The sequence below is a fragment of the Rhodococcus xishaensis genome (assembly GCF_004011825.1).
In the GTDB taxonomy this organism is placed as follows: domain Bacteria; phylum Actinomycetota; class Actinomycetes; order Mycobacteriales; family Mycobacteriaceae; genus Prescottella; species Prescottella xishaensis.
On the sequence record NZ_RKLO01000001.1, the window covers coordinates 564,366 to 583,434 of the forward strand.

General features: G+C 65.8%; 16 protein-coding genes. 8 read left to right on the forward strand and 8 right to left on the reverse strand.

Annotation, left to right across the window (positions count from 1 at the left end):
- Positions 1 to 215 precede the first annotated feature (215 nt).
- The 4 genes from rplU (at position 216) to proB (ending at position 3,638) form a co-directional block, all read left to right on the forward strand.
- Complete coding sequence (rplU, locus tag EGT50_RS02680; RefSeq protein ID WP_127951029.1) at positions 216 to 527, forward strand: 50S ribosomal protein L21; 312 nt, start codon at positions 216 to 218, stop codon at positions 525 to 527.
- 61 nt (positions 528 to 588) lie between these two features.
- Positions 589 to 852: a 50S ribosomal protein L27 gene (rpmA, locus tag EGT50_RS02685; RefSeq protein ID WP_127951030.1), complete on the forward strand. Its 264-nt coding sequence runs from the start codon at positions 589 to 591 to the stop codon at positions 850 to 852.
- Positions 853 to 1,080: 228 nt separating this feature from the next.
- Entirely contained in the window at positions 1,081 to 2,541 is a 1,461-nt protein-coding gene (gene obgE, locus EGT50_RS02690; protein WP_127951031.1) for a GTPase ObgE, read from the forward strand.
- Entirely contained in the window at positions 2,538 to 3,638 is a 1,101-nt protein-coding gene (proB, locus tag EGT50_RS02695; RefSeq protein ID WP_127951032.1) for a glutamate 5-kinase, read from the forward strand. The genes obgE and proB overlap by 4 nt, the downstream gene beginning before the upstream one ends.
- A 23-nt stretch (positions 3,639 to 3,661) precedes the next feature.
- Here the strand turns inward: proB and EGT50_RS02700 are convergent, their stop codons facing one another.
- A complete protein-coding gene (locus EGT50_RS02700) occupies positions 3,662 to 4,480 on the reverse strand; it encodes an NAD-dependent protein deacetylase (protein WP_127951033.1) in 819 nt (272 codons plus the stop codon).
- 268 nt (positions 4,481 to 4,748) lie between these two features.
- On the opposite strand from EGT50_RS02700, the gene EGT50_RS02705 reads away from it, so the two are divergent.
- Positions 4,749 to 6,575, forward strand: a complete 1,827-nt coding sequence (locus tag EGT50_RS02705; RefSeq protein WP_127951034.1) for a YhgE/Pip family protein — start codon at positions 4,749 to 4,751, stop codon at positions 6,573 to 6,575.
- A 181-nt stretch (positions 6,576 to 6,756) separates the two neighbouring features.
- Here the strand turns inward: EGT50_RS02705 and ectB are convergent, their stop codons facing one another.
- From ectB to EGT50_RS02740, 7 genes are all read right to left on the reverse strand, one after another.
- Entirely contained in the window at positions 6,757 to 8,016 is a 1,260-nt protein-coding gene (gene ectB / locus EGT50_RS02710; RefSeq protein ID WP_127951035.1) for a diaminobutyrate--2-oxoglutarate transaminase, read from the reverse strand.
- A gap of 12 nt (positions 8,017 to 8,028) precedes the next feature.
- The gene (gene ectA / locus EGT50_RS02715; RefSeq protein ID WP_127951036.1) at positions 8,029 to 8,559 is read right to left on the reverse strand and encodes a diaminobutyrate acetyltransferase; all 531 of its coding nucleotides are present in this window, start codon (positions 8,557 to 8,559) and stop codon (positions 8,029 to 8,031) included.
- Between the two features lie 132 nt (positions 8,560 to 8,691).
- Entirely contained in the window at positions 8,692 to 10,788 is a 2,097-nt protein-coding gene (locus tag EGT50_RS02720; RefSeq protein WP_127951037.1) for a RecQ family ATP-dependent DNA helicase, read from the reverse strand.
- Between the two features lie 65 nt (positions 10,789 to 10,853).
- Entirely contained in the window at positions 10,854 to 11,312 is a 459-nt protein-coding gene (locus EGT50_RS02725; RefSeq protein WP_127951038.1) for a GNAT family N-acetyltransferase, read from the reverse strand.
- A gap of 51 nt (positions 11,313 to 11,363) precedes the next feature.
- Positions 11,364 to 12,236 (reverse strand): ribokinase, encoded by an 873-nt coding sequence (locus EGT50_RS02730; protein ID WP_127951039.1) that lies wholly within the window; start codon positions 12,234 to 12,236, stop codon positions 11,364 to 11,366.
- A gap of 71 nt (positions 12,237 to 12,307) precedes the next feature.
- Positions 12,308 to 13,753 (reverse strand): MFS transporter, encoded by a 1,446-nt coding sequence (locus tag EGT50_RS02735; protein WP_127951040.1) that lies wholly within the window; start codon positions 13,751 to 13,753, stop codon positions 12,308 to 12,310.
- Between the two features lie 147 nt (positions 13,754 to 13,900).
- Positions 13,901 to 15,265 (reverse strand): amino acid permease, encoded by a 1,365-nt coding sequence (locus EGT50_RS02740; RefSeq protein WP_127951365.1) that lies wholly within the window; start codon positions 15,263 to 15,265, stop codon positions 13,901 to 13,903.
- 106 nt (positions 15,266 to 15,371) lie between these two features.
- Here EGT50_RS02740 and EGT50_RS02745 point away from each other — a divergent pair, with 106 nt between their 5' ends.
- Genes EGT50_RS02745 through EGT50_RS02755 form a run of 3 tightly spaced genes read left to right on the forward strand, consistent with a single transcriptional unit; the run spans position 15,372 to position 19,032 of the window.
- Positions 15,372 to 16,655 carry a glutamate-5-semialdehyde dehydrogenase gene (locus EGT50_RS02745; RefSeq protein WP_127951041.1) on the forward strand — a complete coding sequence of 428 codons (1,284 nt, stop codon included), beginning with the start codon at positions 15,372 to 15,374 and terminating at the stop codon, positions 16,653 to 16,655.
- An 18-nt stretch (positions 16,656 to 16,673) separates the two neighbouring features.
- Positions 16,674 to 17,576, forward strand: coding sequence for an AAA family ATPase (locus EGT50_RS02750; RefSeq protein WP_127951042.1), 903 nt, complete (start codon positions 16,674 to 16,676; stop codon positions 17,574 to 17,576).
- A 13-nt stretch (positions 17,577 to 17,589) separates the two neighbouring features.
- Positions 17,590 to 19,032, forward strand: a complete 1,443-nt coding sequence (locus EGT50_RS02755) for a vWA domain-containing protein (protein WP_127951043.1) — start codon at positions 17,590 to 17,592, stop codon at positions 19,030 to 19,032.
- The last annotated feature ends 37 nt before the right edge of the window (positions 19,033 to 19,069 follow it).

The window sequence follows — 19,069 nt, forward strand, 5'->3', positions numbered from 1 at the left end:
CTACTGCGGGGCAACGCGATGGCCCGGTTTGACCCTGGCGGTCGCCTTCCCGTAATCTTGACCGGTCGCTACCCGGCGATATCGCTCTGCTGCGCCCGATTCGGGCCTACATCGGGCGCGCAAGGGGTAGCCGCCATACCAGACCAGTCGCGCAGCATCGAAGGCCTCACGGCAGCGGCGCGAGCACGTTCGAATTAGCAAGGGGTAGCCGTCCGATGGCAACGTACGCGATCGTCAAGACTGGCGGAAAGCAGTACAAGGTCGCTGTTGGTGACCTCGTCAAGGTCGAGAAGATCGAGGGTGAGCCCGGCACCGCTGTCTCGCTTGCCCCGGTTCTCGTGGTCGATGGTTCGAAGTTGACCACCGACACCGCCAAGCTGGCGAAGATCTCCGTGACCGGCGAGGTCGTCGAGCAGACCAAGGGCCCGAAGATCCGGATCCACAAGTTCAAGAACAAGACCGGCTACCACAAGCGCCAAGGTCACCGGCAGAAGCTGACGGTCCTCAAGGTCACCGGCATCAAGTAGCTCGAGCTACTGAGACAGCTTCTACCGATACAGCTTTTCCGATTCCTGGGAGGGATTCGACATGGCACACAAGAAGGGTGCATCCAGCTCCCGTAACGGTCGCGACTCGAACGCGCAGCGACTTGGCGTGAAGCGCTTCGGCGGTCAGTCCGTCAACGCCGGCGAGATCCTCGTCCGTCAGCGCGGCACCCACTTCCACCCCGGCGTCAACGTCGGTCGTGGCGGTGACGACACACTGTTCGCTCTCGCTGCGGGTGCCGTCGAGTTCGGCACCAAGCGCGGGCGCAAGACCGTGAATGTTGTTCCGGAAGCGGCGGAGGCCTAGTCTGCCGCCACGTACGGTCCGGGCTCGGTGACGAGTTCGATTCCGTTCCGATCTTCCCAGTAGGGGCGGGCGAGGGTCTCAGAACCCTGCCCGCCCCTACTGTTGTTTCATCATTGTTGTTTCATCCATGCTGCGTCTGCTGCGGCACACTGTGTATCACCGAGGGCATTTGCTCCGGAAGTGCCCGGAAATCGCCAACAAATACGGACCGAGGAGGATCCGGAAGTCATGTCCCGATTCATTGACCGCGTGGTGCTGCACGTCAGCGCCGGAAAAGGCGGCAATGGTTGCGCCTCCGTCCACCGCGAGAAGTTCAAGCCGCTCGGAGGTCCGGATGGTGGTAACGGAGGGCGCGGCGGGAATGTTGTGCTCGAGGTGGACCGCAGCGTCCACACCCTCCTCGACTTCCACTTCCATCCGCGTGCGAAGGCGACCAACGGTGCGCAGGGCATGGGTGGCAACCGGGAGGGCGCCAACGGCTCGGATCTGATCCTCAAGGTTCCCGACGGCACCGTCGTCCTCGACGCAAAGGGTGGGGTTCTCGCCGATCTCATCGGCATTGGGACTCGGTACGTGGCGGCCCGCGGTGGCCGAGGTGGGCTCGGCAATGCGGCACTCGCATCCAAGGCGCGCAAGGCTCCTGGCTTCGCTCTGCTCGGTGAGGCGGGGGAGGAGCGGGACCTCGTCCTCGAACTCAAGTCGGTTGCCGATGTCGGGTTGGTCGGCTTCCCGTCCGCCGGCAAGTCCTCGCTCGTGTCGGTCTTGTCGGCTGCCAAGCCGAAGATCGCCGACTATCCGTTCACGACCCTCCAGCCGAACCTCGGCGTGGTCTCGGTCGGCGAGACGACGTTCACCGTCGCCGACGTTCCCGGCCTCATCCCCGGCGCCAGCCAGGGCCGCGGCCTGGGCCTGGACTTCCTGCGTCACCTCGAGCGCTGCGCGGTTCTCGCGCACGTCGTCGACTGCGCGACGCTGGAGCCCGGCCGGGATCCGATCTCTGACGTCGAAGCCCTCGAGGCTGAGTTGGCGGCCTACCAGCCCGCCCTCGAGGGCGATACCGGTCTCGGCGACCTGGCGGATCGTCCGCGCATCGTGATCCTCAACAAGGCCGATGTGCCGGAGGCCGCGGAACTGGCCGAGATGGTCACGCCCGATTTCGTCGAGCGTGGATGGCCGGTGTTCACGATCTCCGCGGTGAGCCGAGAAGGATTGCGTCCCTTGACCTTCGCGCTTGCGAAGCTGGTGGCGGACTATCGTGAGTCGCATCCGCCGGCGGCGCCCAAACGTCAGGTGATCCGACCCATCGCGGCCGACGAGGACAGCTTCAGTGTCGTCGCCGATCCCGAGAATCCGGGCGGCTTCATAGTGCGGGGCGCACGACCCGAGCGGTGGGTGCAGCAGACCGCGTTCGACAACGACGAGGCCGTCGGCTACCTCGCCGACCGGTTGGCGCGCCTCGGTGTCGAGGACGAACTCGTCAGGCAGGGTGCCGAGCCCGGCGCCTTCGTCACGATCGGTGACGTCGGATTCGAATGGGAGCCGCAGACTCCCGCCGGTGTCGACGTCGTCCGGACCGGTCGCGGCACCGATGCCCGACTCGACCAGGTCGAGCGGATCGGCGCGGCCGAACGCAAACACGCCCGCCGCGTCCGTCGTGGGCACGATGACACGGATTCTGAAGAGCAGTGAGTGAGATCAGGGCTGCGATCGCGTCGGCGCGCAGCGTCGTCGTCAAGATCGGATCCTCGGCCGTCACGAGCATGGTCGGTGGACTCGACCTCGGACGGTTGAACCTGCTGGCCGATGCCCTCGAGGCGCGCATGCGGGCCGGTTCGGACGTCGTCGTGGTGTCCTCAGGGGCGGTGGGTGCCGGGCTGGCACCTCTCGGGTTGACCCATCGTCCAAGGGATCTCGCAACCAAGCAGGCAGCGGCGAGTGTCGGCCAGTTGGCCGTGGCGCACGCGTGGGGTACGTCGTTCGCGCGGTACGGGCGCACCGTTGGCCAGGTGCTGCTCACAGCGGACGACATCGCCCGTCGCACGCAGCATCGCAATGCGCAGCGCACTCTCGATCGGCTGCGCGCGCTGCACGCGGTAGCGATCGTGAACGAGAATGACACCGTCGCGACTACCGAACTGCGCTTCGGCGACAATGATCGGCTCGCCGCACTCGTCTCGCACCTTGTGGGTGCGGACGCCCTCGTGCTGTTGTCCGACGTCGACGGACTGTACGACGGCGATCCCCGAAAGGGCGGGGCCACACTCATTCCCGAGGTCAACAGTCCCGAGGACCTCGATGGAGTGGTTGCCGGATCCGGGGGAGCGCTCGGAACCGGAGGTATGGCATCCAAGCTGTCGGCGGCGCGGTTGGCGGCAGATTCGGGGGTGCCCGTGCTGCTCGCGGCCGCATCGGACGCCGCGACGGCGCTGGCGACAGCTGATGTCGGCACGGTGTTCGCCGCTCGGCCGCACCGGATGTCGGCGCGCAAGTTCTGGGTGCGACACGCCGCGGACACGCAGGGCGCGATCCACTTGGATACGGGAGCTGTGAACGCGATTGTGGAGCGACGGAGGTCGCTCCTGCCGGCCGGCATCACCCAGGTCGTGGGCCGCTTCTACGGCGGCGACGTGGTTGCTCTCATTGCGCCGGACGAGCGCCCCGTGGCGCGGGGCGTCGTTGCATACGATTCGACCGAGATCGAGGACATGCTCGGTCGTTCGACGAGCGAGTTGCCTGCGTACATGCAGCGTCCGGTCGTTCACGCAGATGACCTGGTCCCGCTGTAGCCCTGGTCACTCTGTTGTCGAAGTCAGGCGGGTAGGGCGGCCTCTAGTTCCACCAGAAGCTCGGAGCTGCCGAGTTCAGCCTTGAGCGCTGCGAATTCGTCGCCGCGGGTTGCGCCCCGGTTGACGATGACGATCGGCTTGCCGTCGCGAGCGGCGCGGCGGACGTACCTCAGACCCGACATCACTGTGAGTGAGGAGCCGACGACCATCAGGGCGTCGGTTTCGGCAAGCATCTCGAAGCCGCAGGCAACCCGCGGCTTCGGGACGCTCTCGCCGAAGTAGACGATGTCGGGTTTGAGCATGCCGCCGCACCGGTCGCAGTCGACCACCCGAAAGTCGTTGGTGCTCTGGACGACCGCGTCGGCGTCGGGCGCGATTTCGACGCCGGTGGCCACGGCCCCCGTGTCGGCGAGGCCGGGGTTCGCGGCGTCGAGGCGTTCGGCGAGTGTCATCCGCGAGATCCGGTGTTCGCAAGTGAGACAGCGTACTTGGGCGTAGGTCCCATGTAGGTCGATGACGCGGCGGCTTCCAGCCTTCGTGTGCAACAAGTCGACGTTCTGGGTAATCACTCCGCGTACCACGCCGGCGCGTTCGAGCCCCGCCAAGGCGCGGTGCCCGGAGTTGGGGCGGGCGGCGTCCATGTATCGCCAGCCGAGGTGATTTCGAGCCCAGTAGCGGCGACGGAACGCCACATCGCCGACGAACTGCTGGTAGGTCATCGGGTTCCGGGGTTGTGAGTCGGGGCCCCGGTAGTCGGGGATACCCGAGTCGGTGGAGACGCCCGCCCCGGTAAGCACGCACAGGCGCCGGCCGCCGAGCAGTTCGAGTATCCGGTCGATCACCCGATCCAGGGTAGGCCCGTGCTTGTCGTCGGGCCGTCACGTCACCGCGCACCCCTGACGGACGAGGTGACTCACCGGGCGGGAATCGGTCCACCCCCGATTTGGTGGGGCCGATGCAGGCGTCGAAGACCCGTCACGGGCATTTTGTCGGAAACGCCCCCCTCGACGGGTTCTCTTCTCTATCGTGACTAATTCGATACATGTCAATCGCGGGGTGGTGCTTTCGTGCGCCATCCGCGCTCCCGTTCCTTCGACGAGAGAGCAGTCAATGGATTTCTCTACCGGCTCCCCCGGTAGGCCTGGCGCGTCCGCGCGTCGGCCTCATACCGTTCGGTCGATTCTCGCCATCCTCGTGATCGCCCCTCTCGCGATCGCCGCCTTCTACATGTGGGCTCTGTGGAATCCGGGTGACACCGTCAACCGGCTCCCAGTGGCGATCGTGAATTCGGACGTGGGCGCGGAGGTCGACGGAACTCCGCTCGAGGTGGGCGACGAAGTAGTCGCGGCGCTGGTCGAGAGCGGTGACGTGGATTGGAAGGTGGTTACTGCCGAGCAGGCGCGGGAGGGCGTCGACGACGGTACCTACTACTACTCGGTCGTGATCCCGGAGACGTTCAGTGCGGACGTGGCCAGCGCCGCGACCGGGGACGGGCGCAGGGCCCAGCTCGAAGTCGTCTACAACGATTTCAACAGCCTGGTCGCGACGCCGGTCGGGGAGAGTGTCATTGCGCAGGTGCGGTCCGCTGTGTCGGAGTCCATTGGTCAGCAGTCCGCGGACGAGGTCCTCATCGGTCTGGGCGAGCTGGGCCAGGGCTTCGGTGAGGCGGCGGCCGGTGCCCAGCAACTCTCGGACGGTGCGGGCGAGGCCCTGGCGGGTGCCAACGAGGCGTACGCAGGAAGCCGGGAACTCGCTGCCGGCGCCGTTGAGCTATCGGCGGGAGCGGACCAGGCTGCGGCAGGCTCGAGTGAGCTGAGCGCAGGTATGAATGAGCTCGTCGGAGGCACAGACCTGCTCGGTGACGGAGCCCGCCAGATCAGTGAGGTCGTCGACCTGGTCACCGGCCCGATCTTGAGCGTTATGGGAGAGCAGGGCGACATTGCCTCTCAGCTTGTCGAACTGCGTGATGGTGCTCGTGAGTTGGCGTACCAGCTCACCGATCCCTCGAGCGACTACCGCGGCGGAGTGCTCGCCGCTACTGCCGGTGCAGCTGATCTCGACGCGGGTCTGGGCGAGCTGGCGGCCGGTGCGCAAGAGTTGAGCGCCGGCGCCGGTGAACTCTCGTCCGGACTGGGACAGCTTGCCGCCGGTATGGGCGAGCTCGACTCCGGCAGCGTCGAACTTGCAACCGGGCTCACCGAGGGTCTGGCGCAGGTTCCGCAGTTCACCGAGGAGCAGCGCCTCACCACCGCGGGACTATTGGCCTCGCCGGTCGGTGTTGATGAGGTATACGCCTATCCCGCAGCCGGGTTCGGTCCGGGCGCAGTACCGGCCGTGATATCGGTGCTGCTGTTCCTGGTCGGCATCCTGGTCTGGTTCGTCGTCCGTCCGCGTCGTGGACCGGCGCGGCAGGTGCATGACGGCGTGATCCAGGAGGGTCTGCGTCGGTACCGGATCCCTGCCGCCGTCGCCCTGGTCGCCGCGCTGGTGGCGTCGGTGGTGTCCCTCGTCGTCGCTGACGTCGACCCACCGAGTGTCCTGGCGATGATCGCTGTCATGATCCTGGTCGGCGCCGCTGCTGTCGCAGCCGGGCGTGTCTTCACCGTGGTGCTCGGAGCGGTGAACGGAACCTTCGTGGCGCTGGGCGCCTTGATGATCCAGATCTTCACGTTCGGTGCCGTCTACCCGATCGAGCAGCTGCCGGCGCCGGTGCAGTGGATCCATTCATTGATGCCGCTGACGTGGGCACACAACTCGATGCGCATGGTGCTTGTCGGGTACTACGGGCCGCGTTTCTGGGTCGTGGTCTTCGCTCTCGCTGCACTCGTCGTTGCTGCGGCGGCCTTCACCATCTGGTGGCGACGCAGGCAGGAACCCGAGGTCGAAGACGTGGAGCCGTTGCCGGAACCGTCTCCGGAACTGCAGACTGTGGGCTGACGCGGAAACGCTCTGGATCGGAAGCCGGGCCCTGGGTCCGCTCCGAGCGGGTTCACGCGGTCGCCGTAACACTCTCGATTCGGGAGGTTGCGGCGGCCGCGTCATCGACCCGGGCGGGACATCTACGGGGGTCAACAATCGCCGACTCGAAGCCGACCAAGCAGACCCTCGAAGGAGTGGCTCAGGCCAACGTCCTGGCGGTGGCCTCGGCGAGAATGCTCAGCCCGTGGTCCAATTCGGCATCGGTGATGGTTAGCGGCGGAAGCAGTTTCACCACCTCGTCCGAGGGACCGGATGTCTCTGCCAGCAGGCCTTCGTCGAATGCCAGTCCACAGACGGTGACTGCCCTCTGGGGTTCGTCGAATGCCAATCCTCGGACCATGCCGCGGCCGCGGGTGCTGACGCCGTCGAACGCGTCGGCAAGGTTCGAGAGGACCTCGTTGATGCGCTCGCCCTTGGCGAGGGTCTCATTCTGCAGTCTGTCGTCAGACCAGTAGTGGTCCAGTGCTGTGGTTGCGGTTACGAACGCGGGGTTGTTGCCACGGAAGGTGCCGTTGTGCTCTCCCGGACCCCACAAATCGAGTTCGGGCTTGAACAGAGTCAGCGCCAGTGGCAGACCATAGCCGCCGATGGACTTCGACAGCGTGACGATATCGGGGGTGATACCTGCGACCTCGAACGAGAAGAACGGACCGGTCCGGCCGCAACCCATCTGTACGTCATCGACGATCAGCAGCATGTCATGCCGCTTGCACAGGTCAGCCAGTGCCCGAAGCCATTCGGGCCGAGCCACATTGACACCACCCTCGCCCTGTACGGTCTCGACGATGACGGCGGCGGGCTGGTTCAGGCCGCTGCCGCCGTCGTCCAGCACCCGCTCGAACCACTGGAAATCCTCACTCACTCCGCCGAAGTAGTTGTCGAACGGCATCGGGGTGGTGTGCACCAGCGGAATGCCGGCACCGGCACGTTTCATCGAGTTGCCGGTCACCGAGAGCGAACCCAGCGTCATACCGTGAAAAGCGTTGGTGAAGCTGATGATCGATTCTCGGCCGGTTACCTTGCGGGCGAGCTTGAGGGCTGACTCGACGGCGTTGGTACCGGTGGGGCCAGGGAACTGCACCTTGTAGTCGAGTGCGCGCGGGTCGAGGATGTTGCGCTTGAAGCTTTCGAGGAATTCACGCTTGGCAACGGTGGACATGTCCAAGCCGTGAGTGATTCCGTCGTCGGTGATGTACTGGATCAGCGCCTTCTTCATCACCGGGTTGTTGTGGCCGTAGTTGAGCACGCCCGCACCCGCGAAGAAGTCGAGGTACTCACGCCCGGACTCGTCCTGGATCCATGCGCCCGATCCCGTTTCGAAGACAGTCGGCCAGCTGCGGCAGTAGCTGCGCACCTCGGATTCGAGGGATTCGAAGATGCTGGTCTCGACAGTGGTCATGAGAGCCCTTCCTCAGGAAGCGTTCTGTGGCGAGATGATGTAGAGATCTTCGGATTCGTGGCTGTCGGGAAAGTCTTTCGGGGAGAAGAGTTCTTGCCTGGTGATGGTGCATCCACGTCGATGCGCGACGGATGTGAACAGCGCAATCGATGCTGCATTGTCGGGGCTGATCGTGGTCTCCAACGCCCAGACACCCTGAAGTGCGACGTGGTCCATCAGACTGGTCAGCATTCTTCCCGCCAGCCCGTGCCCGCGATGCTCTTCGTCCACGGCGACCTGCCAGACGAACAGGGTGGCGGGTACTACCCCGGGGCGCACATAGCCAGTGACAAATCCGACTGCCCGGTTGTTCACGGTGGCGACAATCGAGGTTTCCCGAAAATCTCTGCACCACAGCAGGTACGAATAGCTCGAGTTGAGGTCGAGCACCTGCGTATCCTTGGCAATCTCCCAGAGCCGGACTCCGTCTGAGATCTGTGGTTTACGGAACTTCACCGCGTCCGGCGCGGTGGTTGGGGTAGTTCTAGATTGTGTTGGCATCATGGCGGTTGGCGTCCTCGACAATCGAACGTAACAAGCAGGCCTAAGGATTTCATCGTCGCGACGAAATCGGCCGAGGGAGACCGTGCACCCGCGCAGGTGAGAGCCAGAATGTGAGGCTTATCACATTCGGTGTCATTTCGGGGTCGCGAGGGCGAAAGGAAGGACCGAGGGAGCCCCTGCCCTACGTATCGCCCGTGCCGCCATCGTCAATGTCCAACCAGAGTCGGTGACCGCGTCCAGCAGCAGGACGGGCCGGTCGAGTCCGGACAGATCCGGGGTCTCCCACGCGTTGACCAGACCCGCGACGCGGTAAGCGGAGTTCGCCGTCGACGCTGGTGAATGTCCGGGCTGCACCCGAAGGTCCCCCAGGTCGGAAAGACGCCCCACGCGCGCGAGCCGTGTGGTGAGTGAGCGCATCAACGCAGGGTGGGTGGGCGATTCAACGCACATCACCGAGCCCGGGCGCTCGGCCCAGTCCCACGAGGCGAGCACCTTGACGCAGGCGTCGACGATCGCATCCGGCACCGGGGCGTCGGAACCGCCGATCAGTGTGCGAAGGCGCTGCCCCCAGCCGAGATCCGACAGGCGGCCCAAGACGCGGCCAGGCTCCGGTCCGTCGGTGATCTTGCCGGACAGGTCGATTCCCAACTTCGCCATTCCGGTGGGCCACTGCTTGCGTGGTGGAAGATCGATGCCCGGCCGGTCGAGCCGGCGTTGCGTGTCAGCGACCGCCTCCGCAGCGACATCGGTGCTGTACTTCGGGCCGGTGCAGTTGTCGCAACGTCCGCAGTAACTGTCGCCGTCAAGCCCCGGATCGTCGAGTTGGCGCCGTAGGAACATCATTCGGCACTCGTCGGTGCGCTCGTATTCGAGCATCGCCCGCTGCTCGGCCCCGCGAGCCGCCTCGAGCCGGCCGTAACGATCCGCGTCGTACGACCACGGCTGTCCGGTCGCGACCCAGCCGCCTCGCACGCGCCGGACGGCACCGTCCACGTCGAGGACCTTCAGGACCAGTTCGAGCCGGGTGCGGCCTAGCTCGACGAGGGGCTCGAGGGCCATCGTGGATTGGGGGCGTTCGGTTTCGAGGACGTCGATCACTTTGCGGACAATGTGCTCGCGGGGGAACGACACCGAAGCGAAGTAGCTCCAGATCTGCTGATCCTCGGGCCCTGGCAGTAACACCACCTCGGCGCTGTCGGTGGCGCGTCCCGCGCGGCCGACCTGCTGGTAGTACGAGATGGGCGACGACGGCGCGCCCACGTGCACGACGAACCCGAGGTCGGGCTTGTCGAAGCCCATGCCCAGTGCGGACGTAGCCACCAGTGCCTTGACCCGGTTGTTCAGCAGGTCGCTCTCGAGGACCTCGCGCTCGGCAGCATCGGTCTGACCCGTGTAGGCAGCCACCTGGTGTCCGCGATCGGCGAGCAGACTCGCCAGGTCTCGCGCGGCGGAGACCGTGAGTGTGTAGACGATGCCGGAACCGGGGAGTTCGTCGAGGTGTTCGGCGAGCCAGGCCGCGCGCTGGGTCGCCTCCGCGATGCGAACGACGGACAGGCTCAGCGAGTGACGTTCGAGGGTGCCGCGCAGGACGAGAGTCTCGGTGCCGCCGACTCCGAGCTGGGTGGCGACGTCGGAGACGACGCGGTCGTTGGCAGTCGCGGTGGTCGCGAGGACGGGAATGCCCTCCCCGAGATCCTCGACGAGGGTGCGGATGCGCCGATAGTCGGGCCGGAAGTCGTGCCCCCAGTCGGAGACGCAGTGTGCCTCGTCGACGACGACCAGGCCCGAGTCGGCGGCGAGGGACGGGAGCACTTGATCGCGGAAATCGGGGTTGTTGAGCCGCTCGGGACTGACCAGCAGAACGTCCAGCTCGCGTGCCGCGACGCGCTGGTGGATCTCGTCCCACTCGGTGACGTTGCCGGAGTTGATCGTGGCGGCGCGCACACCCGCCCGCTCGGCGGAGCTTACCTGGTTCCGCATCAGTGCCAGCAGCGGCGAGACGATGACTGTCGGGCCGTGTCCGCGGGACCGGAGCAGCTTCGCGGCGATGAAGTAGACCGCCGATTTGCCCCAGCCCGTGCGCTGGACGACAAGGGCCCGTCGGCGTCCCACGACGAGTGCTTCGATCGCCGTCCACTGATCCTCACGCAGCCGAGCGTCCGGGCCGGCGAGTACCCGGAGCAACCGTTCGGCCTCATCGCGGAGATCTGCTGTGGTCGCGGTCGTCATGGCTCCATCGTGCCCGAGGTCGCAGACACCCCCTGGAATATCGACTGCAATCTCGGCGGATCGGATCAGCCGGCCGGACGTCCCATGTGCAGGGTCGGGAACGGTAGCCCGTCCGAGTCGGTCGCCGAGCGACTCAGCGTGACGAAACCGTGGCGCTCGTAGAATCCGACGGCCTGAGGGTTCTGCTCGTTGACGTCGAGGACCAGGTCGGGATGGTCTGCGACCGCGCGTCCGAGCAGCGCGGCGCCGACGCCGTGACCCCGATAGGAGTCGTCGACGAACAGCATCTCCAGGGAATTGTCTACGAGTCCGAAAAAACCCGCCGGGATCCCGTCGACCTCGGCGACAACCACGTCGACGGCAGGTAGGTAGTCGCTCACCATGCGGGACTCGTATGACTCGACTTCCTCGCGGGTGAGGAAGTCGTGTGTCGCCTCGACCGCGCTGCGCCAGATGCCGACGAGTACGGGCCATTCCTGCTCGCCGAGGCACGGCCGTAGCACAGGACCGCGCGATGTGCTCATGGCGTGGACCGTACGGGCACCGGGTGAGTGTGCCAACACCTTTTCGGGGTGTCAGCCCTGCTTGGCCAGCAAAGCCTCGATCTCGGGCCGCGTCGGAGATGCGCAGCTTGCTCCCGGACGAGTGGTAGCGAGCGCACCGGCCGCGCATGCGAAGGTCAAAGCTTCGCGAGGGCCCCGATTCCACATGGACGCGAGCGCCCCGGCGAAGGCATCGCCGGCGCCGGTTGTGTCGACCGGGCCCACGATGGGGGAGTCGATGCGTAGGCGCTCGCCGTCGGGTCCACGGTAGCGCGCCCCGGCAGCGCCCAGGGTCGTCACGACATGCGGTACTGCGGCGAGGGCGTCCTCGGAGAGCTGCCGTTCCTCGGTTTCGTTGACGATCAGGACATCGACCAATTCGAGGAGTGCCGGTGGAAGAGTTTGTACCGGTGACGGATTGAGCATCACAGCGGTCTCGGACCGGGCAGCGTACCGGGCCGCGGTCGTCACGGTGTCGAGTGGTATCTCCAACTGACACAACAGGACATCGGCGCCGGCAAGAGCCTCGAGATCGTCATCGGTGAGCTCGGTGACACGGGAGTTGGCCCCCGAGACCGCGACGATCGAATTCTGTCCATCGCCGTTGACGGTGATAGTGGCAATACCGCTGGGGCCGTCGACTTCCCGCAGATGCTCACTGTCGACCTCCGCGTCCACGAGAGCTTGGCGCAACTCGAGCGCGAAGGTGTCTTCCCCGACAGCGCCTACGAACACGACGTCCGCCCCGGCCTTCGCGGCCGCGATCGCCTGGTTGGCCCCCTTACCGCCGGGTGTCGTCGTGAACGACGTCCCTAGGATTGTCTCCCCGGGTGAGGGCAGGCGCGGAGCCGTGGCAACCAGATCCATGTTGATACTGCCGACGACCACGACGCTGAGTGCGGGCATGCCCTGACACTAGGCATATCGAGGTATGCCCGCATACGGATTCGTGAAGCGGATCGGGCCCGGTGGCTGCCTCAACCGTCTGCGGGCCGGGACCGGCCCGACCTTCGGTTGTGGTAAAGCACCTCGAGCGCTTCTTCCCGGGTGGCCACCGAGGGCGGGCTCCCTCGGAGGGGCCTGCGTGCGGTCTCGGGGATGAGCAGGACCGCAATGCCACCGAGGACCGCTGCGATCATCATGTACATCGGGGCGACCAGGTGGCTTCCTGTCGCCTCCTGCAGTGCGGTCATCAAGAGTGGAGTCGTCCCGCCGAACAGCGCGGCTGAGACGTTGTAGCCGATCGCGACGCCGCTGTAGCGTACGCCGGTGGGGAAGAGTGCAGGCAGTGTCGAGGGAAACACGCCGACGAACAGGAGCAGCAGACATCCGAGGATGAGCAGGCCCAGGAAAATCGTCGCGTACGCGCCGAGTCCGATCAGTAGGTATGCGGGCAGTGAAAGCACGAAGAATCCGATGCACCCTGCGAGCAGCAGCGGTTTTCGTCCCACGATGTCGGAGAAGCGACCGACGAAGGTGATGCCGGCCATCATGAGGACCATAACGACGACCATCAGGACCAGGCCGTGGCTTTCGTCGTAGCCGAGGGTGCTCGACAGGTAGGTCGGCATGTAGGTGAGCAGTCCGTAGTCCGTGATGTCGTAGGCCGCGACCAGGACGATACACAGCACCAGTGGACGCCAGTTGGTCACGAGCGTCTCGTGCAGGCGCCCGGCGGCCGAGAGTGAGGATTCGGCGAGGTGTTCGGCTGCCTCGTACTGCTGGAAGGCGGGAGTCTCTTCGATGCGGACTCGCAGGTAGACACCTATGGCGCCGATCGGGCCGGCGACGAGGAACGGGATGCGCCAAGCCCAGTCGACGAGTGCTTCCTCGCTTACCGACGCGGCGATGAGCGTGACGAGTCCTGCGGCGGCCGCGAAGCCTGCCAGGGTCCCGAACTCGAGGAAGCTTGCCAGGAATCCGCGACGCTTGTCAGGCGCGTACTCGGCGATGAACGTGCTAGCGCCGCCGTACTCGCCGCCGGTCGAGAATCCTTGCAACAGACGGAATATCACCAGGAGGATCGGCGCAACAATGCCGATCGAGTCGTAGCTCGGGATCAATCCGATCGCAAAGGTACTGCAAGCCATCAGGATCATCGTGGCGGCCAGGACCTTCTTGCGGCCGATCCGATCGCCGAGCGGGCCGAAGTACAGTCCGCCGAGTGGTCGAACGAGTAACGCCACGGCGAAGATTGCGAACGTGGACATGAGCTGTGCAGGGCCGCTCGCTTCCGGGAAGAACACCTGGCCGATCGTGGTAGCCAGGTACGCATACACGCCGAAGTCGAACCACTCCATGGCGTTTCCGAGCATGGTGGCCATGACCGCCCGCTTGACGGCGGCGCCGTCGGTCACCGTGACCGCGGTGGACGCGAGGACCGGATCCTTCCCGGCGGTCGACGGGGGGTCTGGTGTTGTCATGGCTGTGCTCTCCAGCGCTCTCCGGCGCGGTGCCCAGGTCTTTCCCCCGAGAGTAGTCCCCGGTCCACCAGGCACTACCTTCGTGACGGTAACAAAAGGGTGATGGGTCAGCTGCCTGCCGAAACCTCGAGTCCCCGAAACGAAACTTCAGTACCGAGACGACTCGCGCCCCAGCAGCGCGTAGTAACCGACGCTCACCATCACACCGAACACCGCGCCGACAACGAGTGCGATTCGTCCGGCGTCGGTGAAGAACAACAGCACGACGACGGACGCGAGGAATGCCAGCGTGATCCAGGTGGTGTACGGCGCGGCGGGAAGACGATAGTCGGACGCCGGCAGCGCCCCGCGGTTGACAAGACGCCGGTAGCGGAGGTGGCAGACCAGGATCACGCCCCACACGAAGATGATCCCGACCGTGGACACCGAGGTGATGTAGAGGAAGGCACGGTTGGGCGAGAGCACGTTCACGATCACACCGATGACCATCACGCCGGCGGACATGGTGATTCCCGCGTACGGCACATGTCGGCTGCTGAGCCTGGCCAGCGCGGCGGGCGCTTCGCGGCGCTGCGACAGACTACGAAGCATCCGACCCGTCGCGTAGATGCCCGAGTTGCACGACGACAGCGCAGCAGTCAGCAGGACGAAGTTCATGATTCCCGCCGCAGCGGGAATGCCGATCTGCTCGAGTACCTCGACGAAGGGGCTCTTGCCCGCATGGAAGTCCCGCCAGCTTGCGACCGACAAGATCACTAGCAGCGATCCGATGTAGAACAGCCCGATGCGGAACGGCAGGGTGTTGATCGCCTTTCTGAGCGTCCGCCGGGGGTCCTTCGCCTCACCGGCCGTGACTCCGACGAGTTCGACTCCCACGTACGCGAACAGCACCACCTGCAGAGTCATCAGCGCACTGCCGAATCCGTTCGGGAACACACCACCGTCGGCCCACAGGTTCGTCACGGTCGGGTTCCTCGCGTGTCCGAAGCCGAGGGTCAGGACGCCGATGCCGATCAGGATCATGCCGACGATTGCGGTGATCTTGATTGAGGAGAACCAGAACTCGGTCTCGCCGAACAGTCGCACCGAGACGAGGTTTGCGCTGAACAGCACGAACAAGACCACGAGTGCGGTCAGCCAGGTCGGGATGCTCGGCCACCAGTACTCGACGTACTTGCCCGCCACCGTGATCTCGGCCATGCAGGTGGCCGCCCCCATTGCCCAGTACGCCCAGCCGGTGGCGAATCCGAAGAACCGTCCGAGGAACTCCTCGGCGTACTCGCCGAAACTGCCCGAGATCGGCCGATACGTCAGCAATTCGCCGAGAGCACGCATGATGACGAACATCGCCAGACCCGCCGCCAGGTAGACCAGGATGAGGGAGGGGCCCGCCTTCTCGATGGCCCCGCCGGCACCGTAGAACAGTCCGGTCCCGATCGCGCCGCCGATCGCGATCATCTGCACCGTGCGGGCGTTGAGTCCGCGGTTGTATCCCTCTTCGGAGGGGGCCATGTGGATCGTCTTGTGCTGCGACACCGGCTGTCTCCTTACCGGCGGTGAGTGGCCAGTGCGATTATCCGCTTCATTTCGATGTCGAGCCGGTCGCTAACCTGTAGGCATGACCGCCGCGACGCCCACCACACCGGCCGTGAGTGACTCCGGGGACATCCGCCAGGAGGTACACGACGCCGCCCTTCGAGCGCGCGTCGCGTCCCGTGCCCTCGCGCTGCTCACCACCGCGCGCAAGGATGCCGCACTGCACGCTGCCGCGGATGCGGTGCTCGCCGCCGCCGACGCAGTCCTGTCGGCGAACGCCGAGGACATCGAGGCGGCCCGCGCGACGGGTACCGAGGAGTCCCTGCTCGACCGCCTGCGTTTGACCCACGCCCGCATCGAGGGCATTGCATCTGGTTTGCGTCAGGTCGCCGGCCTGGCCGACCCGGTCGGAGAGGTCGTCCGCGGTTCGACACTGCCGAACGGCCTCGAGATCCGCCAGGTGCGGGTCCCGCTCGGCGTGGTCGGCATGGTGTACGAGGCACGCCCGAACGTGACCGTCGATGCTTTCGGCCTCGCGCTCAAGTCCGGAAACGCAGCACTGTTGCGCGGATCCTCGTCGGCGGCGCGCTCCAATGCCGCGCTCGTGAAGGCGCTCCGGGCGTCGCTCGCAGCGCAGGGCCTGCCCGCGGACGCGGTCCAACTATTGCCCAGCGCCGACCGTTCCAGCGTCACCCACCTGATCCAGGCCCGGGGACTCGTCGACGTGGTCATCCCGCGCGGTGGTGCCGGCCTGATCAACGCGGTGGTTCGGGACGCGACGGTCCCCACGATCGAGACCGGCGTCGGCAACTGCCACGTCTATGTCCATGCTGCCGCGGATCTGGAGATGGCCGAAAAGATCCTCATCAACGCCAAGACCCGCCGCCCCAGCGTCTGCAACACGGCCGAGACGGTGCTGGTCGACGCGGCGGTAGCCGAGACCGCGGTCCCGCAGTTGCTCCAAGCCCTGCAGATGCAAAGCGTCACGGTGCACGGCGATCTGCCGGGCCTGGTCCCGGCCACCGAGGAGGATTGGTCCGAGGAGTACCTGACCCTCGACATCGCCCTCAAGGTCGTAGATGGCATCGACGAGGCAGTCGCCCACATCGATCGGTACGGGACCGGCCACACCGAGGCGATCGTCACGTCCGATTTATCCGCCGCCAGAGAGTTCACGGCTCGGGTCGATGCCGCCGCGGTCATGGTCAACGCCTCGACCGCGTTCACCGACGGAGAGCAGTTCGGATTCGGCGCGGAGATCGGGATCTCCACACAAAAACTGCACGCCCGCGGCCCAATGGGATTGGGCGAACTCACCTCGACCAAGTGGACCGTCTGGGGAGACGGTCATACCCGACCTGCCTGACGGCCGAAAGGAGTGAGTGTGGACCGGGCACTACCGACCGCACCCCCGCTGTTCGCGAGCGTCGACGACGTCGTCGATCGTCTCGCCGAGACCGGATACCTGTCCGACAAGGCGACCGCGACCGCGGTCTATCTCGCGGACCGGCTCGGCAAGCCGCTGCTCATCGAAGGTCCCGCCGGTGTCGGCAAGACCGAGCTGGCCCGTGCCGTCGCGCAGACGTCCGGCGCCGAGATGGTGCGGCTCCAGTGCTACGAGGGCGTCGACGAATCCCGCGCGCTGTACGAGTGGAACCACGCGAAGCAGATCCTGCGCATCCAAGCCGGAGCGGCAGGGAACGGACATGGCGGCGTCGACGGCTGGGACGCGACCAGGCAGGACGTGTTCTCGGAGGAGTTCCTCCTGGCGCGGCCGCTGCTGACCGCGATCCGTCGCGACGACCCGACGGTGTTGCTCGTCGACGAGGTTGACAAGGCTGACGTGGAGATCGAGGGTCTGCTGCTCGAGGTCCTCAGCGACTTCGCGGTGACAATCCCCGAACTCGGCACGATCACCGCATCTCGCAAGCCGTTCGCGGTTCTGACGTCGAATGCGACCCGGGAATTGTCGGAGGCGCTCAAGCGGCGCTGTTTGTTCCTGCATCTCGACTTCCCGGACGCCGAACTCGAGCGTCGTATCCTCGCGAGCCGGGTGCCCGAGCTTCCCGAGGCGGTCGCGGAACAGCTCGTTCGCACGGTGGGCGTGCTACGCGGCATGCAACTCAAGAAGGTTCCGTCGGTGTCCGAGACGATCGACTGGGGCCGCACGCTGCTCGCGCTCGGCCTGGACACACTGGACACCGATGCATTGCGCGCAACACTGGGCGTCGTGCTCAAGCATCGTGCCGACCAGCAGCGTGTCGCTGCAGAGCTGCGTCTGAACTGAGAGGGTCGAACCGATGGTCTCCTCGCCCGTGCGTCGCAACGGTCCGCCCGCCCCGCATGGGATCCCCGGGCACCTCGTCGATTTCGTCGAGGCTCTGCGTCGTCGAGGCATCCCCGTCGGGCCATCCGAAACCGTCGACGCCGGGCAGGTGATGGCCGTCCTGGACCTGCTCGACAGAGAGGCACTCCGGGAAGGATTGGCCTGCGCGCTGCTTCGCCGCCCGACCCACCGGGCTACGTTCGACGCCCTGTTCAACCTGTGGTTCCCCGTCGGCGTCGGCGTCCGCGACGACGGTGACACCGACCAGCCGCTGCCGCGCACGCCCGACGGCGACATCGACTACGAGGCATTGCAGGCGATGCTCGCCGAGTTGCTCTCCGACGACTCGCCCGAGGCGCTCGCACAACTCGAGGATCTCGCGGCTCGGATGGTCGAGGAGATCGGACAGTACGAGTCCAGGAACGGGCCGGCGTTCTCCGCTTATCAAGCGTTGCGCAACGTACCGCCGGACAATCTACTCGAGAAGATCCTCTCCGGTCTGCTCGGTAACCAGCCGAGCGAGGACAAGTCCGGCGGTGACTACACCTCCGAGGTGGCCAAGCGCGGCGCGATCCAGCGGATCATGGATTTTCGCAAGATGATCGAATCCGAGACGCAACGAAGGTCCGCCGAGCAGATCGGCCGGGAACGGGTCGCGAACTACGGGGTGCCGAAACTGGCCGAGGAGGTCGACTTCCTGCGGGCGTCCGACTCCGAACTCGGGGCACTCCGACGTAGCGTCACGCCGCTGGCGCGGCTGCTCGCGAGCCGCCTGGCTGTCCGGCGAAGCCGTGCTCGCGCGGGTGCGGTCGACCTGCGCCGCACGCTCCGAAAGTCCATGTCGACCGGCGGTGTTCCGATCGACCTGGTGCAGCGCAAGCCGCGTCCGGCTCGACCCGAATTGGTTCTGCTGTGTGATGTCTCCGGGTCGGTCGCCGGGTTCTCGCACTTCACGCTGCTTCTCGTGCATGCGCTTCGTGAACAGTTCTCGCGTGTGCGAGTCTTCGCGTTCATCGACAGCACGGACGAGGTGACCCGCTTCTTCGAGTCCGGTTCCGATCTGGGCGTGGCGATGTCCCGAATGATCCGGGAGGCTGAACTGATCACCTACGACGGTCACTCGGACTACGGGAACGCGCTGGGCGTATTCGCCGAAAGGTATGCGCACAGCCTTACGAACCGCAGCTCGCTGCTCGTGCTCGGCGACGGACGTAACAACTACCGCGATCCCGCGTTGCCCACCCTCGCGCATCTCGTGTCCGTCGCCAAACATGCCCACTGGCTCAACCCCGAGCCCCGGGGACAATGGGGGACCGGGGACTCGGCAGCGCTCGTCTACAACGAGGTGATCGACATGCACGAGTGCAGATCCGCCCAGCAACTCGCCGCGGTAGTCGCCGGATTGCTGCCTGTGTGAGTCGACGCCGCGACAGACCGTAAGCTGGATCCCCGTG